The sequence below is a fragment of the Microbacterium terricola genome (assembly GCF_027943945.1).
GTDB classification, from domain to species: Bacteria; Actinomycetota; Actinomycetes; order Actinomycetales; family Microbacteriaceae; genus Microbacterium; species Microbacterium terricola.
In genome coordinates this window covers 2,454,501-2,469,794 of the sequence record NZ_AP027141.1, presented here as the reverse complement: position 1 = coordinate 2,469,794, position 15,294 = coordinate 2,454,501, and the positions used below count along the sequence as shown (strand labels likewise).

Genomic DNA, 15,294 nt, shown 5'->3' with positions numbered 1-15,294 from the left:
GGCGGTGTGATCGGCGGCGGCCGGACGCTACTGGTTCCGCCCCGCCAGAGCTTGCGCGACCACGTGCGCGCGCTCCAGGCGGGCGGTCTCGCGACGGCCGACCGGCGCGACGGCCGCCGAGGCGGGCACCGGACGGTGCGCCACGCAGTAGAAGCGCACGAACCCGGCGGGGTCGTTCGGGTGGCGGTGCTTCACCGCCCACAGGTCGGTCCGTTCGAACGGTGCCGTGGTGGCGGCGCAGCCGACGCAGCGGCACGGGTCGCCCGGCACGATCTCGGACGCGAGCATCGGCGTCTCGAACGCGAGGGCTTCACGCCAGTCGGAGGAGCTTCTGAATTTCATGGCACTTCTCTCCGCCGGCATCCGCTCGGGCGGGACATCGACCCCCTCAGCATCCCACGCCTGGGCGGTCGGCGGTCACCACATCCGGATCTGCGGTTCAGGCAGGCGGTTCAGGCAGGCGGTTCCGGGGCGGCGGGCGCGGCGGATGCGGCGCGGGCCCGCAGCATCCATCCGATGAGGAGGCCGACCGCGGCGACGACGAGCGCGACCACGATCCACGGGAGCACGAGCTCCGGCATGGTCGCGGCGGAGAAGAAGACGGTGATCCCGTACTGGATCACCGTCGCGGGCTCATGCAGGAGCACCTGGTTGCCGAAGGCGTTGAAGACGGCGGTCGTGAGTGCGGGGGCGATCCAGAGCACGACCAGGCTGAAGAGAACGGCGAGGATCCGGCCGATGGTGTTCACGCCCGTCCACGCGATCGCCGCGCCGACGAGCACCGGCGGCACCCACCTCAGGACGCTCGAGATGCCGAGGGCCAGCTCCGGCTGCATCAGCACGCCGCCGGACGGCAGGAGCAGCGTGCCGAGCCAGTAGCCGGTCGTGATCGCGGCCATGCTCAATCCCACCAGCGCGCCGGCGCGGGGAGCGAGGGCGACGAGGAAGAACACCAGTGCGCCGAGCAGGATGGCCAGCACGGCGTCGGCGATCATCGTGGCCAGATACAGCACGGACTCGGGCCGCGCCTCCAGGACGCCCCGCACGGCGACCGTCGTCTGGATCACGGCGATCAGCTGCACGGCGAACACACCCGCGAACAGCAGCGTCGCACCGCCGCGGGGCAGGCGCGCATGCACTGCGCGGGCCGTGATCCCGCCGACCGCCGAGCCGGTCACGAGCAGGCCGATGATCGTGATCAGCTCGTACTGGCTGAAGGGCAGCAGCACGATCGGCTGGACGGCCGCGCCACCCGCTGCGAGGTTCTGCAGAGGTAGACGCATCCCGCTGACGATCCAGGGCAGCAGGCCGACCACGGCCGCCGCGATCCCGACGAGCACGCTCGCCCACCAGGTCATCGGTGTCGGGCGAGCCGGCGCAGCGATCGGAGTCTCGGCGCTCACGGGTGTCGACATCGGTCGGTGCTCCTGTCCTGACCGGATCACGCGACGACGCGGGCGGCCTGTGGGTCAGCGTAGGGCACGGGCTCCGCGGCGCTGCGGGGCCGCACCGGCTTGGCGCGGCGCAGCGCAGCGAGGACGGGCCGCCCGACGACGAGCAGCCCGATGACCGTCGTCACCGCGCGGAGGGTGTCCCACCCGGCGGTCGACGTGAGCAGCGAGTACACGAAGAAGCTCGCGAGGTTCTCGGCGATCGACCCGCCGGGGATGTACGAGATGCCGGTGCCCGCGCCGACGGCGAACGGCCAGAACCACATGTTCATGAGGAACCCGAACAGGTAGGAGGCGACGATCCCGTAGGCGCACAGCATCCCGATCTCCGCGCGACCGCGCACCCGGCGCGTGAGGAGCCCGGCCCCTGCGCCGACCCAGGCGCACGCGAACATCTGGAAGGGGGTCCATGGTCCGATGCCGCCCCAGACGACCGACGACAGCGCGATCGTCAGTGCGCCCAGCAGCAGGCCGAAGCGGGCGCCGAAGGCACGCCCCGCGAGGATCAGCAGCACGAACAGCGCCTCGACCCCGCCGACGCCGGTGCCGACGATGCGGATCGCCGCACCGATCGCGGCGAGCGTGCCGAGGAGGGCCAGGGTGTGCGCGGAGCGCACGGTGCCGTCGAGCGCGGCGAGCACGACCACCACCGCGACCGGGGCCAGCGCGATCGCGACGTACGGCACGGCCGCGTGCGCCTGCTCGGGCAGGGCGATCGCGACCAGGGGCCAGCAGAACGCCGCGAGCGCGACGAGGTTGGCTGCGACGAGCGCGAGCGGGCCGAGGTGGGGCAGGCGGGGGAGCCGGTGGGTGGTGGGGGTCGCGGTTCGCGCGACGGGAGGTGGCGGGCCGGTCCACAACTCAGACTGAACGGGGGCGACAGCGGCTGCGGGCGCCGTTTCGGACCGTTCTGCCTGAGTTGTGGACCGGTCGGCGGGCGCACCCACCCGCCCCTCGCGGATCGGCAGCACCCGGGCGCCGATCGCCGCGGCGAAGTCCGCGTCGTGGGTGGCGATGAGGATGGCGGTGCCGGATGCGGCGAGCGCGCCCAGGGCGGAGGCCACCAGCGCCCGGGCGTCGTCGTCGAGGCCGCGCGTCGGCTCATCCACGAGCAGCACGGCCGGGGCGGATGCGGTCTGCACCGCGAGCGCCAGGCACCGGCGCTCACCCATCGACAGATCGCGGGGATGGGATGCGGCGCGGCGCGCGAGGGCGGTCTCGTCCAGGCCGAGCAGCCGCGCGAACCGCTCGGCCGTCGTCTCCGTCAGGGCGCTGCGGCGGTCGGCGCGGCGGCATTCGGCGGCCACGGTGTCGAAGACGAACAGGTCGTCGGAGGCATCGGGGACCAGGGCGATCCGGCGGACCGCGCTCGGGTCGCCCGCGACGGTGACGGGGGCCTCATCGGCGGGGACGGCGAGGCCGACCAGCAGGGTCGACTTGCCCGCGCCGTTCGGGCCGGTGAGGGCGACGATCTCGCCGGGAGCGAGCGCGAAGCGGGCGTCGTCGACGAGGGTGCGGCTGTCGCGGGTGACGGTGAGGCCGTCGACGGTCAGAGCGGGGGGCTCGGCACGTTTCGTCTCGCCTGCGGCTCGCTCAACGGGCCGCGGGTGGTGCGCCGACTCGGGTGCGGCTCGCTCGACGAGCGCGACGGGGGAGAGGACACCGCGCTCGATGCGGAGCGTGGTGTCGGCGACGGCGCCGAGGTCGGTCACGCGGTGCTCGGCCACGATGACGCAGATGCCGGCCTCGTGCGCGAGCGCGCCGAGCAGTGCGGTGATGCGACGACGGGCGTCGGCGTCGAGGTCGGCGAGCGGCTCGTCCACGAGCAGCAGGATCGGGTGCTCCACGATCGCCGCCGCGATCGCGACGAGGGTGGCCTCCCCGGCCGAGAGCCCGTGCAGCCGCCGCCCCAGCAGCGGCACGATCCCGACGCGCCCGGCGACCTCACGCACCCGCGCCGCGACGATGAGCGGGGCGACCCCTCTGAGCTCGAGCGCGAGTCCGATCTCGTCGGCCACCCGCTCGGTCGCGAACGCCTCGCGGGGGTTCTGCAGCACCACCCCGACCCGCTGCGCGAGGTCGCGCGGGGCGACGGCGCGGCGCTCGTGGCCGACCACCATCGCCGTGCCGTCCATCTCGCCGCCGTCGACGTGCGTGTGCAGCCCGGCCAGTGCGCGCAGCAGCGTCGACTTGCCCGAGCCGGTGGATCCCGCCAGCAGCGTGAGGGATCCGGGCGTCAGGGTCAGCTCATCGACCCGCACGATCTCGTGCCCGCCGTGGCGCAGCCGCACGTCGCGCAGCTCCACCGGATGCTCGCACGATCCGGCGAGCGACCTCCCCGCGAACCCGCGCACCTCCAGCGCCGCCGCGACCGCGGTCGCCCGCTCCAGCGTGCGCTCGAGCACCGGCGAGAGCATCCGCACACCGGCGCGCTCGCCGCGAAGGCGCTGCGCGAACCGCACCGAGCGCACCGCGTCCGCGAGCGCGGGCAGGGTCGCCCAGGCGACCGCGAGCGCACGGGCGATGCCGCGCAGCGGACCGCGCCGCGACGCCCGGGCGAACACGCGCGACAGGTCGACCAGCGAGTTCAGCAGGCCGAACGCGAGGATCGTCAGGGCGATCGGCACCGCGCTGGCCGCAGCATCCCACAGCCCGTCGGCGGTGATCGGACCGAACAGCACCACATGCGCGAACGGCGCGGGCAGCCGCACCGCGGGCAGGTCGAGCAGCACGGGGCCGGAGCCCTCGGCGCCGTGGAAGAGCACCCGGTACACGACCCGGACCGCGACGAACCCGGCGGCGAGTGCCGCCGCGGCGCGCAGGGGTCCGGGCCGGAAGGTCACGCGGCGGGTTCGGCGGGCTCGCCGTTGAGGGTGAAGAGCAGTTCGACGCGGTCGCCTGGCTGCAGCTGCAGGGTGCTCAGACCCTCCTGGGCGTAGCCCCACTCGCCGCCGTCCGACTGCACCCACAGCGACCAGTAGGCGAAGGCGGCGGGCATCGAGGCGCACTCCTCGAAGTACTCGGAGCCGTCCTCGGCGGGCAGGGCGAGGTCGGCGGCGGGCTCGCCGTTGACGCGGCAGACGACCTGGTCGCCGTACTCTTCGGTGCCCTCGGTCGTGACGTCGGCCTGGGCGAGCGCATCGGCCGCGCCGATCGCGGCGTCGGTCGCGACGCACGACGCGGACGAGTCGCCGTCGATCGCGGAGGCATCGATGATCACGGTCACCCCCGCGCAGTCGGCGGGGGCAGAGGCCTCCGGCGTGCCCGACGGCGACGAGGCGGCCGGGGCTGCCCCGCCGGCGCAGGCGGACAGCGACAGGGCGAGCAGGGCGGTGGCGGCGAGGAGGAGCGGCTTCGTGGTCACCGTTTCAGCGTAGGCCGCGCACGCGCCTGCGCACGCCGCGTGACGCCGCCGTAGGCTGAGCGGGTGAGTGATTCCGAGCGATCCGTCGTGTCCGACCTCTTCGACGCCGATGAGTGGATGCCGGCGCCCGGCGCCGAGAACTTCACCGACATCACGGCACATCTGTCGAAGGACGGCCGCATCGCGCGGATCGCGTTCGACCGGCCCGAGGTGCGCAACGCGTTCCGCCCGCACACGGTGGACGAGCTGTACCGCGCGCTCGACGCCGCCCGGCAGGACACCCGCGTCGGCGTGGTCCTCCTCACCGGCAACGGCCCCAGCGCGAAGGACGGCGGGTGGGCGTTCTGCTCCGGCGGCGACCAGCGCATCCGCGGCCGCGACGGGTACCAGTACAGCGACTCTTCGACGGGCTCAGCGAGCGGGGAGGGCTCAGCGAGCACGGCCGCGAGCACCGGCCGACTGCACATCCTCGAGGTCCAGAGGCTGATCCGCTTCATGCCGAAGGTCGTCATCGCCGTCGTGCCCGGCTGGGCTGCCGGCGGCGGGCACTCGCTGCACGTGGTCTGCGACCTCACCGTCGCGAGCGCCGAGCACGGCCGCTTCAAGCAGACCGACGCCGATGTGGGCTCGTTCGACGCCGGCTACGGCTCCGCCTACTTCGCACGTCAGATCGGCCAGAAGTTCGCGCGCGAGGTGTTCTTCCTCGCCGAGGAGTACTCCGCGCAGCGCGCCTACGAGATGGGCGCCGTGAACCGGGTCGTGCCCCACGCCGACCTCGAGCGCGAGGCGATCGCGATGGCCCGCACCATCCTCACCAAGTCGCCGACGGCGATCAGGATGCTGAAATTCGCGTTCAACGCGGTGGACGACGGCCTCGTGGGCCAGCAGGTGTTCGCCGGCGAGGCCACCCGGCTCGCCTACGGCACCGATGAGGCCGTCGAGGGACGCGACTCGTTCCTCGAGAAGCGCGCGCCGGACTGGTCGGCGTACCCCTGGCACTTCTGACATGAAGCTGGAGCGCCTCGAAGGTGAGGACCCGCGCGACGTGCTGCGGGCCCTGCGCGGCGCGCTGCACGGAGCAGGACCCGCGCTCGGCCTCGGCATGACCGAGGGCCCCGCGGTCGACGAAGTGCCCGCAGGCACGGCCGTCGTCGTCACGACCTCCGGGTCGACCGGCATCCCGAAGAGCGTCCTGCTCAGCCGCGACGCCCTCACCTCGAGCGCGATGGCGACCGCCGCCCGGATCGGCGACGGCGCCTGGCTGCTCGCGCTGCCCGCGACCTACGTCGCCGGGCTCCAGGTGCTGGTGCGCTCGCTCGTCGCCGGCCGCGAGCCGTCGATCCTCGGCGGCTCGTTCAGCCCCCACGCCTTCGCCGCCGCCGCGAACACGATGGCGTCCAGTGTGGGCGGGCAGCGCGTGCCGACCTATACGTCGCTCGTGCCCGCGCAGCTGACCAGACTGCTCGACGCCGCCGACGACCCGACCGTGCTCGGCGCTCTGCGGTCGTTCGAGACGATCCTCGTCGGGGGCCAGGCGCTCTCGCCGCTGGTCCGCGAACGCGCCGAGGACGCGGGCGTCCGCATCACCCGCACATACGGCTCGACCGAGACCAGCGGCGGCTGCGTCTACGACGGGCGCCCGCTCGACACCGTCTCGATGCGCATCTCCGGCGGCGAGCTGCAGATCGGCGGCCCGACTCTCGCCGACGGCTACCTCGGCGACGCCGCCCTGACCGCGTCGGCCTTCCTGCGCGATCCCGACGGACGGCGCTGGTACCGCACCGGCGACGCCGCCCTCATCGACGGGGGAGAGCTGCGCGTGCACGGACGCATCGACAACGTCATCGTCTCCGGCGGCATCAACATCTCGCTCGACCGGGTCGAGCAGCTCGTCCGCGCCGTGCCCGGGCTGGGCTCAGCCGTGGTTGTCGGCGTGCCCGACACACGCTGGGGCGAGGCGTCCGTCGTCGTGGCGCCCCGCGGCGATGCGCTGCGTCGCAGCGAGTCCACCCAGCTCGAAGAGGCCCGCGAGGCGGTCGCCGGCGCGATCGGCTCGCACGCGCGCCCGTCGCGGCTCGTGCTCGTCGACGAGCTGCCGACGCTGCCCAGCGGCAAGCCCGATCGCGAGGCGATCCGCCGCGCGGTGGTCGCCCTGCACTGACCAGCCGGGTCCTCGCCCCGCACCGTTTACGGACGGGACACGCCGCGTGCGTCGCCGGCCATGCGGCGTGTCGCGTCCGTAAACGGGTTGGGGCCGGGGCTCAGGCGGGAGCCGGCCCGGTGGCGACCACGCAGAACCGGTTGCCCTCGGTGTCTTCCAGCACCACCCAGTCCGCGTCGTCCGGGTATCCGTCCCAGTCCACCTCGTGCGCGCCGAGCGCGAGCAGCCGCGCGATCTCGGCGGCCTGGTCGTCGGCGTACAGATCGAGATGGATGCGGGGTGGATAGGCCTGCGGATACCCCGTGACGGACAGGGCGACGCTCGCGCCCGGCGCACCCCAGTGCTCCTTGTCGGGCGGGTCGAGGATGACCCAGTCATCCGACGGCTCCGAGCGGTTCACGTAGCCGAGGGCCGCACGCCAGAAGTCCCCGGCGCGCGTGATGTCCTCGACCGTCAGCACGATCGTCCCGATGCTCAGCATCCGCCCATTCTCGAACGCCGGCCGCGTCGTCGCCAGAGGATCCGCCGGTTTCATCGCGTCGCCGCCTAGGATGACCATTCGTGGCAGGCACCCCCAGCAAGAAGCGCAAGAACACCGTCCAGAAGAAGCAGCCGTCCCGCGGCAACCCGCAGAAGCCGAAGCAGTACGGCGACCCGCGGCACGTGGAGAAGGCGACACTCGGCGACTGGATCAGCGCCGCGCGCCTGCGCACGCTGCCGCTGGCCGTCACGCCCGTCGTCATCGGCACCGGCGCCGCGCACCTGGTCGACGTCCGGTTCCACTGGGTGATCGCGCTGTGCTGCCTCATCGTCGCCATCGCTCTGCAGATCGGCGTGAACTACGCGAACGACTACAGCGACGGCATCCGCGGGACCGACGACCACCGCGTCGGGCCCGCCCGCCTGACCGCCTCCCGGAAGGCGGCACCGCGCACGGTGCTGATCGTCGCGCTCGTGTTCTTCGGCATCGCCGCGATCGCCGGGCTCGCGATCGTCATCCGCACGCAGCAGTGGTGGATGCTGCTGGTCGGCGCGGCCTGCATCGTCGCGGCCTGGTTCTACACCGGCGGCAAGCGGCCCTACGGCTATGCGGGCCTCGGCGAGCTCTTCGTCTTCGTCTTCTTCGGCCTCGTCGCCACCCTCGGGACGACCTGGGTGCAGGCGTTCGCCCTGCCGCAGGAGGCCTGGTTCGGCGCCGTCGCGGCCGGCCTCCTCGCGTGCGCGGTGCTGCTCGCCAACAACCTCCGTGACATCGATCAGGACCGCGTCGCCGGCAAGCGCACGCTCACCGTGCGCATCGGCAAGCGGGCCACCCAGATCGTGTTCACCGTGTTCGTGCTCGTGCCGTTCGCCCTCGCGATCGCGCTCGCGACGTTCTACCCGATCGCGTGGCTCACCCTGCTCGCCCTGCTGGCCGGGCTCCCGGCGATCCTCATCGTGTGGACGTACCGCCAGCCGCGTGAGCTGGTCGTGGCCCTCGGGCTGACGTCGCTGACCTCGGTCGCCTATGGGGCGCTGCTGGCCTGGTCGTTCGTCGGCTGACGCGGGCGGTCAGCGGTCGGCTGACGCGAGCGGTCAGCGGTCGGCGGAGGCGTCGGCGGCAGCATCCTCGACGTCCTCGTCCGACGCGGCGCTCTCACGACGTCCGGCGCGCCGTTCGGCGAGGCCGGTCGACAGGTCCTCGAGCGGGCGGCGCAGGAACAGCATCGACAGGCTCAGGCCGATGAGGGCCGCGAAGACCGCCGCGAGCAGGTAGTACTCGCGCAGGATCGGGAAGAGCATCATGATGCCGAACGGCACCAGGAAGGCGAGCAGCCGCAGCACGGTGTAGACGACGGCGGAGCGGATCTTCACCCCCTCATCCTACGTCCGTATCTGCGAAGCACCTGCGGGGCGAACCCGGGGCCCCGCGGCCCGCCTAGGATGAGAGTGTGCCTCGGGTGCTGTTGATTCTGGCCTTGGTGGCGACCGCCTTCTGGGTCTACACCATCGTCGACTGCGCCGTTCAGCCGGCCACCCGCCATCGCGGGGTGAGCAAGGGCGTCTGGCTCGTCATCGTGATCCTGCTGCCGGTGCTCGGCGGGCTGCTGTGGTTCACCGCCGGCCGCACCCGGGCCTCCGCCATCGCGAAGATGCGCGCTCCGGATGACGACCCCGAGTTCCTCGGCGGCCTCCGCGCCAAGTCCGAGCAGGACGAGCGCATCCGCCGCCTCGAGGAGGAGCTCGCCCGCCTCGACGCCGAGGACGACGACGACACCCGACCCCCCGCCGGCACGGCGAGCTGACGGTGACGATCGCGTCACCGGCGACGGATGCCGCCGCCGCCCTCCTCGCGGCGCTCGTGGAGCGCGGGGTGCGGCACGTCGTGCTCAGCCCCGGGTCGCGCTCGCAGGCCCTCGCCCTCGTCGCCGCCGAACTCGAGCAGCGCGGCAGCATCTCGCTGCATGTGCGCACCGATGAGCGGGTCGCCGGATTCACCGCTCTCGGCATCGGGCGCGAGAGCCGGATCCCGGCGGTCGTGATCTGCACGTCCGGCACCGCCGCGGCGAACCTGCTGCCGGCGGCGCTCGAGGCTCACCACGCCGGGGTGCCGCTGCTGCTGCTGACCGCCGACCGCCCGCCCGAGCTGCGCGGCGTGGGCGCGAACCAGACCACCCGGCAGCCCGGCATGTTCGCCCCCAACGTGCGGCTCGAGGCCGACCTGCCGGTGCCGGACGAGCACGACCCCGACGGCGGCGGAGAGCAGAGCCGGATGCTGCGCGAGGTCGCCGCGGAGGCGCTCGCGGCCGCCCTCGGCGACGGCACCCGCTCGCCCGGACCCGTGCACCTCAACCTCCCGTTCCGCGAGCCGCTCGCCGGCTCGCTGCCGGCGTGGCTCGGTGCACCGACGGCGGAGCTCGAGGTCACGGCGTCCGTCGACCAGGACGCCGCGCCCGAAGAGGAGGTCGCGGCCGACGAGACCCTGGGCGCCCTGTACCAGGGCGGTGGCGGCATCGGCGGCGCCGACCTGCCGACACCGACCGAAGACGACCCCTACGTGCTGGAGCGCGGCCCTCGCACGGTCGTGATCGCCGGGGCCGACGCGGGCGAGGACGCCGAGGCGCTCGCCCACGCCGGCGGCTGGCCGCTCGTCGCCGAGATCGTCAGCGGCGCGCGATTCGGGCGCTACCTCATCCACGGCTACCGCGACCTGCTTCGCGACCCCTCGCTGGGCGGCAGGGTTGAGCGGGCCATCGTGCTCGGCCACCCGACGCTCAGCCGCGAGGTCGTCGGCCTGCTGTCGCGCGACGACGTCGAGGTGCTGGCCGTGCGCGGGCCGGGGGAGCCGCTCAACCTCAACGGCGCGACCATCGCGATCGACACGGTCTCGGTCGCCTGGGGCGACCCCGACCGGGAATGGCTCGGAGCCTGGCTGCAGGCGTCGCGCGCAGCATCCGTCGATCTGACGCCGCCCGCGCCCGACGCCGACGGGCTCTCCTCCGCCGTGCCGAGCACGCGCCTGGAGGCGATCTCCGCCGAGCTCGAGGTGATCAGGGCGCCGCTCGACCGCGTCGCCGTGGTCGACGCCGTCTGGCGGGCGAGCTGGCCGCACGACCGGCTCGTCTTCGGCTCGTCCCGCCTGGTGCGGGTCGCCGACGCCGTGCTCGGCGGCAAGAAGGTGCCCGTGCACGCCAACCGCGGCCTGGCCGGCATCGACGGCACTGTGGCGACGGCGCTCGGCATCGCCCTCGCCAGCCAGTCGGCGGGCGGACCGGGCGTCACCCGTCTGCTGCTGGGCGACCTGGCGTTCCTGCACGACGTCGGCGCGCTGCTGCTGTCTCCGGGCGAGACGGAGCCGCGCCTCCAGGTCGTCGTCGGCAACGACGGCGGCGGCACGATCTTCGACGACCTCGAGGTGGCAGGTGTCGCCGGCTCCGACGCGATGACCCGGGTGCTCTACACACCGCAGGCCGCGCGGCTCGAGCACCTGGCGATCGCCTACGGCTGGGAGTACCAGCGCGTGACCACCCGCACCGCGCTCGACCAGGCGCTCACCGCGCCCCTCGGCGGCTGCCAGATCATCGAGGTCGCGCTCTCCCGCTAGAGCCGGGCGGCGCCGGTCCGCCATGATGGCGGCATGAGCGTCAAGAGTCACACCAACTGGACCGCAGAGCCGTCGAAGCTGCTGCGCGTGGGCAAGGGGTTCACGCTCGCCGACGTCGACCCCGACACGAAGCCCGGCTACGACGCGGGCAAGCAGCACGGGGCGGTCGACCTGACCGAAGGTGCGCTCTCGCTCGACGACCTGCAGGAGCGGCTGTACGCCGAGAGTCGCGCCGACGCGACGAACGCCGCCGTGCTGCTCGTGCTGCAGGCGATGGACTCCGCCGGCAAGGGCGGCATCATCCGTCACGTCGTGGGCTCGGTCGACCCGCAGGGCGTGGCGCTCACCGCCTTCAAGAAGCCGACCGACGAGGAGCGTGCGCACGACTTCCTCTGGAGGGTCGAGCAGCGGGTGCCGGCTCCCGGGTTCATCGGCGTGTTCGACCGGTCGCACTACGAGGACGTGCTGATCGGCAAGGTGCGCTCGCTCGCGCCCGAGGACGAGATCGAGCGCCGGTACGGGGCGATCGTCGACTTCGAGAAGCGACTGACCGACGGCGGCACCCGCGTGGTCAAGGTGATGCTGCACATCTCGCGGGACGAGCAGAGGGCGCGGCTGGCGGAACGGCTCGACCGCGCCGACAAGCACTGGAAGTACAACCCGGGCGATGTCGACGAGCGCGAGCTCTGGCCGGCGTACATGGACGCCTACCAGACCGTCTTCGACCGCACCTCGACCGCGAACGCCCCGTGGCACGTGGTGCCGGCGAACTCCAAGTGGTACGCCCGCCTCGCGGTGCAGGCCCTGCTGCTGCACGCGCTCGAGGACATCGACCCCCAGTGGCCCGCCGCGACCTTCGACGTGAAGGCCGAGAAGAAGCGCCTCGCCGCGAGCTGACGCCCCCGGGGGCCTCGATCGGATGCGGGCGGTGACCGCATCCGAAGTTCTTGCGTCATGGTGTACCTGATCTGATACAGTACTTGCTGTGACACAAGATGACGCTTTCGCCGCCGACCTCCTGCGCGGCCACACCGACACGATCGTGCTCGGCGTGCTCCGTGACGGCGACCGCTACGGCTTCGAGATCTACAAGGCCATCCGGGACGCCACCGGGGGAGACCACGAGATCAAAGAGGCGACGCTCTACGCGACGTACCGGCGCCTCGAGAAGGACGGCCTCGCCGAGTCCTACTGGGGCGACGAGACCCAGGGCGGACGCCGCAAGTACTACCGCATCACCGACGCGGGCCGCGCGGTCTACCGCGGCAAGGTCGCGGCCTGGGTCGCCACCCGCCGCATCATCGATTCGCTTCTCGACGTGAAGGGCACAGAGAAATGACCACCGACATCCACCGCCTCCTCGACGAGGCCTTCGCCGGAGTCGCGATGACGCCCGACGCGCAAGACCTCAAGGAGGAGATGCGCGCGAACCTCGTCGCACGCGTCGAAGAGCTGGAGGCCGCAGGGCAGTCCTCGTCGGATGCGGCGCGCCAGGCGATCGCCGAGCTCGGCGACGTCCGTGAACTGGTCGACGGCGCCGGCACCGGCGCCGGGAACACCGTCGGCGGGGCCGCCGCAGCCGAGTCGTACGCCGCGCTGCAGCTGCGTCACCGGGTGCGCCCCAAACCAGGGTTCGTCGTGCGCGCGGTCCTGTGGTCGGCCCTCTTCGTCGTCGGCATGACCGTCGCCCTCCTCGGGGCGACCGGTGTGCTGCCCCTGCCGCTCGGAGCGATCATCGGTCTGATGGGGAACGCGTCGACCGGGCTGGCCCTGCTGGTCGGCGACTCGCTCTCGCAGGAGACGACGACCAACCACCCGATGCCGCCGAACCGCGCGGGCGGGTACTTCCTCGCCACCCTCCTCGGCGCGCTCGGGCTCGGCTTCGGCGCGATCGTGGCGCTGGGCGCCATGCCCGTGTGGGGCATCGTGTTCGCGGCGCTCGGCGTCATCGCGGCGATCGTCCTGTTCGCCTTCCTCGGAGCGAGTCAGACGAACCGCCACAAGGCATGGGTGCGCCAGGCGAACCTGGAGCACGCGCACGTCGGCAACCGGTTCGAGCAGGAGCCGGAGGTGGCGGCACGCTTCGGCATCTACACCGCCGTCATCTGGCTCGTCACGTTCGCGGTCATCGCGGTGCTCGTCTTCACCGTCGGCTGGTGGTGGGGTCTCCTCGCGCTCGCCGGCGGCTTCGCCGTCATGATGCTCGTGCTCGCCCGCATGCTCTTCGGGGACCGCCCCAACCCGTAACGGCTCCGTTCCGTTCCACCGCTGCGCGGCCCGCGCAGCGGCCCATTCACCGAACCACGAAGGAAGGGATGCTTCGCCATGCCCGGAAACACTCAGGCGATCGTCGCCGACGATCTCGTCAAGGTCTATCGCGGCCGAGGTCGCCGCCCCGAGGTCCGCGCGCTCGACGGCCTCAGTCTCACCGTGCCGGCCGGTCGCGTCTTCGGGCTGCTCGGCCCGAACGGCGCAGGAAAGTCGACCACCACCAAGATCCTCACGACGCTCTCCACCCCGACCGCAGGCTCCGCCCGGGTCGCCGGGCACGATGTGCTCCGCGCGCCGGATGCTGTCCGCGCGTCCATCGGGTACGTCTCCCAGGGGTCGAGCACCGACCCGATCCTGACCGCGGCGGAGAGCCTGGAGATCGCCGCGCGGCTGCGTGGGGCGACGGCTGCCGATGCCCGGGCGCGCGCCGCGCGTCTGCTCGACGAGTTCGGGCTGGCCGACGCATCCCGCCGTCCGGTCGGCACGTTCTCGGGCGGCATGCGCCGCCGCCTCGACGTGGCCGCCGCCCTCGTGCACCGTCCGCAGGTGCTGTTCCTCGACGAGCCCACCACCGGCCTCGACCCCGAGGCCCGGGCGGCGATGTGGGCCGAGATCCGCCGGCTCTCGGCTGAGGAGGCGCTCACCGTCGTGCTCACCACGCACTACATGGAGGAGGCCGATCGGCTCGCCGACGAACTGCTGATCGTGAACGCCGGCCGCGCCGTCGTCCAGGGCACCCCGGCCGAGCTCAAGGCCGCGCTGCACGGCGACTCCCTGCGGGTGTCGCTCATCGAGCCCGACCCGGTCGCCGTCCGTGCCGCCATCAGCGGGGTCGCCGGACTCCGCGACGTGCTCGTCGAGGCCTCGGGCGTCGACGGCGTGCTCGCCGCGCGCACCGACGACGCCTCGGCGGCGGTCGGCGCCGTGATCGCTGCTCTGGATGCCGCGGGCGTCCGCTTCGGGCAGGTCGCCGCATCCCATCCCACCCTCGACGACGTGTACCTGCACTTCGTCGGCCACACCTTCGGCCCCGCGGCAGCGGCCGCCCTCACGACAGGAGCAGCGGCATGAGCGCCATCGCCCTCGCACCCGCCACCGCAATCCGCCCGACGACGGCGGGGTGGTTCACCCAGTCGGGCCAGGTGCTGCGGCGCTGGCTCATCTCGTCGCTGCGTCAGGCCTGGGGGCCGGTGATGTCGCTGATCCAGCCGGTGATCTGGATCGTGCTGTTCGGGCAGGTCTTCTCGTCACTCGGCGCGCTGCCGGTGTTCGAGGGATCGACCGCCACCGGCGGCTACATCGGCTACCTCGTGCCCGGCATCCTGATGATGACGGTGCTCTACTCGGGGGCGTGGGCCGGCACCGGCTTCATCGACGACATCACCTCCGGCGTGATGGACCAGTACCTCACGTCGCCGATCTCGCGCACCGCGATCATCACCGGCCAGCTGGTGCAGCAGCTGATCGTGAACCTCGTGCAGTCGCTCGTCGTGCTCGGGATCGGCTGGCTCGCCGGCGCACGCTACCCCGGCGGATTCGGCGGGATGCTGATGGCCCTGGGCGTCGCGACGCTCTTGGCGACGATCTTCTGCTGCGCGTCGAGCGCTGTGGCCCTCATCGCCCGCAACCAGATCGCCCTGATCAGCCTGTCGCAGCTGATCGTGCTGCCCGCGACCTTCCTGTCGACCACGATGATGCCGGCGGCGCTGCTGCCCGAGTGGGTGCAGAGCGTGTCGCGCTGGAACCCGATGACCTGGGCGGTCGAGCTCGGCCGTGGCGGGCTGAACGGTGCGTATCCCGAGGCCGGCTGGTGGCAGGCCGGCGGTCTCGCCCTGCTCGCCGCCCTCGCGTTCACCTGGGCCGTGCGCTCGATCCGGGCCTACCAGCGCTCGATCTGACCCGGGGCGGGGTGGGCCCGGGGCGCCGCGCCGCGCGTGTGCGGCAACCCCACCCCTTCCGCGCG

At 72.9% G+C, this 15,294-nt stretch carries 16 protein-coding genes; 10 read left to right on the top strand and 6 right to left on the bottom strand.

Going from position 1 to position 15,294, the window contains the following annotated elements; translation table 11 throughout:
• Positions 1-27: 27 nt before the first annotated feature.
• The 4 genes from Microterr_RS11780 to Microterr_RS11765 form a co-directional block, all read right to left on the bottom strand.
• Positions 28-342, bottom strand: coding sequence for a glucose-6-phosphate dehydrogenase (locus Microterr_RS11780; protein ID WP_263797747.1), 315 nt, complete (start codon positions 340-342; stop codon positions 28-30).
• Between the two features lie 110 nt (positions 343-452).
• Positions 453-1,415, bottom strand: coding sequence for a hypothetical protein (locus Microterr_RS11775; RefSeq protein ID WP_263797748.1), 963 nt, complete (start codon positions 1,413-1,415; stop codon positions 453-455).
• Between the two features lie 26 nt (positions 1,416-1,441).
• Positions 1,442-4,294 (bottom strand): ATP-binding cassette domain-containing protein, encoded by a 2,853-nt coding sequence (locus tag Microterr_RS11770; RefSeq protein ID WP_263797749.1) that lies wholly within the window; start codon positions 4,292-4,294, stop codon positions 1,442-1,444.
• Entirely contained in the window at positions 4,291-4,815 is a 525-nt protein-coding gene (locus Microterr_RS11765; protein ID WP_263797750.1) for a hypothetical protein, read from the bottom strand. The genes Microterr_RS11770 and Microterr_RS11765 overlap by 4 nt, the downstream gene beginning before the upstream one ends.
• 63 nt (positions 4,816-4,878) lie before the next feature.
• On the opposite strand from Microterr_RS11765, the gene Microterr_RS11760 reads away from it, so the two are divergent.
• Positions 4,879-5,820, top strand: coding sequence for a 1,4-dihydroxy-2-naphthoyl-CoA synthase (locus Microterr_RS11760; protein WP_404810181.1), 942 nt, complete (start codon positions 4,879-4,881; stop codon positions 5,818-5,820).
• A 1-nt stretch (position 5,821) separates the two neighbouring features.
• Entirely contained in the window at positions 5,822-6,976 is a 1,155-nt protein-coding gene (locus Microterr_RS11755) for an AMP-binding protein (RefSeq protein WP_263797751.1), read from the top strand.
• 100 nt (positions 6,977-7,076) lie between these two features.
• On the opposite strand, the gene Microterr_RS11750 is transcribed toward Microterr_RS11755, so the two are convergent.
• The gene (locus Microterr_RS11750) at positions 7,077-7,457 is read right to left on the bottom strand and encodes a VOC family protein (protein ID WP_263797752.1); all 381 of its coding nucleotides are present in this window, start codon (positions 7,455-7,457) and stop codon (positions 7,077-7,079) included.
• An 80-nt stretch (positions 7,458-7,537) separates the two neighbouring features.
• On the opposite strand from Microterr_RS11750, the gene Microterr_RS11745 reads away from it, so the two are divergent.
• A complete protein-coding gene (locus Microterr_RS11745) occupies positions 7,538-8,518 on the top strand; it encodes a 1,4-dihydroxy-2-naphthoate polyprenyltransferase (protein WP_263797753.1) in 981 nt (326 codons plus the stop codon).
• Positions 8,519-8,551: 33 nt separating this feature from the next.
• Here the strand turns inward: Microterr_RS11745 and Microterr_RS11740 are convergent, their stop codons facing one another.
• Positions 8,552-8,830, bottom strand: a complete 279-nt coding sequence (locus tag Microterr_RS11740; protein WP_263797754.1) for a DUF4229 domain-containing protein — start codon at positions 8,828-8,830, stop codon at positions 8,552-8,554.
• Positions 8,831-8,907: 77 nt separating this feature from the next.
• On the opposite strand from Microterr_RS11740, the gene Microterr_RS11735 reads away from it, so the two are divergent.
• From Microterr_RS11735 to Microterr_RS11705, 7 genes are all read left to right on the top strand, one after another.
• Complete coding sequence (locus Microterr_RS11735; protein WP_263797755.1) at positions 8,908-9,261, top strand: PLD nuclease N-terminal domain-containing protein; 354 nt, start codon at positions 8,908-8,910, stop codon at positions 9,259-9,261.
• A 2-nt stretch (positions 9,262-9,263) separates the two neighbouring features.
• A complete protein-coding gene (gene menD / locus Microterr_RS11730; RefSeq protein WP_318528821.1) occupies positions 9,264-11,060 on the top strand; it encodes a 2-succinyl-5-enolpyruvyl-6-hydroxy-3-cyclohexene-1-carboxylic-acid synthase in 1,797 nt (598 codons plus the stop codon).
• A gap of 33 nt (positions 11,061-11,093) precedes the next feature.
• The gene (locus Microterr_RS11725; RefSeq protein ID WP_263797756.1) at positions 11,094-11,957 is read left to right on the top strand and encodes a polyphosphate kinase 2 family protein; all 864 of its coding nucleotides are present in this window, start codon (positions 11,094-11,096) and stop codon (positions 11,955-11,957) included.
• 88 nt (positions 11,958-12,045) lie between these two features.
• Positions 12,046-12,399, top strand: a complete 354-nt coding sequence (locus Microterr_RS11720; RefSeq protein ID WP_263797757.1) for a PadR family transcriptional regulator — start codon at positions 12,046-12,048, stop codon at positions 12,397-12,399.
• Positions 12,396-13,307, top strand: a complete 912-nt coding sequence (locus Microterr_RS11715) for a permease prefix domain 1-containing protein (RefSeq protein WP_263797758.1) — start codon at positions 12,396-12,398, stop codon at positions 13,305-13,307. The genes Microterr_RS11720 and Microterr_RS11715 overlap by 4 nt, the downstream gene beginning before the upstream one ends.
• Positions 13,308-13,385: 78 nt before the next feature.
• Positions 13,386-14,402, top strand: coding sequence for an ABC transporter ATP-binding protein (locus Microterr_RS11710; protein ID WP_263797759.1), 1,017 nt, complete (start codon positions 13,386-13,388; stop codon positions 14,400-14,402).
• Positions 14,399-15,229, top strand: coding sequence for an ABC transporter permease (locus Microterr_RS11705; protein WP_263797760.1), 831 nt, complete (start codon positions 14,399-14,401; stop codon positions 15,227-15,229). Before Microterr_RS11710 ends, Microterr_RS11705 begins: the two co-directional genes overlap by 4 nt.
• The last annotated feature ends 65 nt before the right edge of the window (positions 15,230-15,294 follow it).

What these genes read in the sequence shown, in the direction of transcription:
- Microterr_RS11780 (WP_263797747.1), bottom strand. Translation starts at nt 342, where the DNA reads ATGAAATTCAGAAGCTCCTCCGACTGGCGTGAAGCCCTCGCGTTCGAG.
- Microterr_RS11775 (WP_263797748.1), bottom strand. Translation starts at nt 1,415, where the DNA reads ATGTCGACACCCGTGAGCGCCGAGACTCCGATCGCTGCGCCGGCTCGC.
- Microterr_RS11755 (WP_263797751.1), top strand. Translation starts at nt 5,822, where the DNA reads ATGAAGCTGGAGCGCCTCGAAGGTGAGGACCCGCGCGACGTGCTGCGG.
- Microterr_RS11750 (WP_263797752.1), bottom strand. Translation starts at nt 7,457, where the DNA reads ATGCTGAGCATCGGGACGATCGTGCTGACGGTCGAGGACATCACGCGC.
- Microterr_RS11725 (WP_263797756.1), top strand. Translation starts at nt 11,094, where the DNA reads ATGAGCGTCAAGAGTCACACCAACTGGACCGCAGAGCCGTCGAAGCTG.
- Microterr_RS11715 (WP_263797758.1), top strand. Translation starts at nt 12,396, where the DNA reads ATGACCACCGACATCCACCGCCTCCTCGACGAGGCCTTCGCCGGAGTC.
- Microterr_RS11710 (WP_263797759.1), top strand. Translation starts at nt 13,386, where the DNA reads ATGCCCGGAAACACTCAGGCGATCGTCGCCGACGATCTCGTCAAGGTC.
- Microterr_RS11705 (WP_263797760.1), top strand. Translation starts at nt 14,399, where the DNA reads ATGAGCGCCATCGCCCTCGCACCCGCCACCGCAATCCGCCCGACGACG.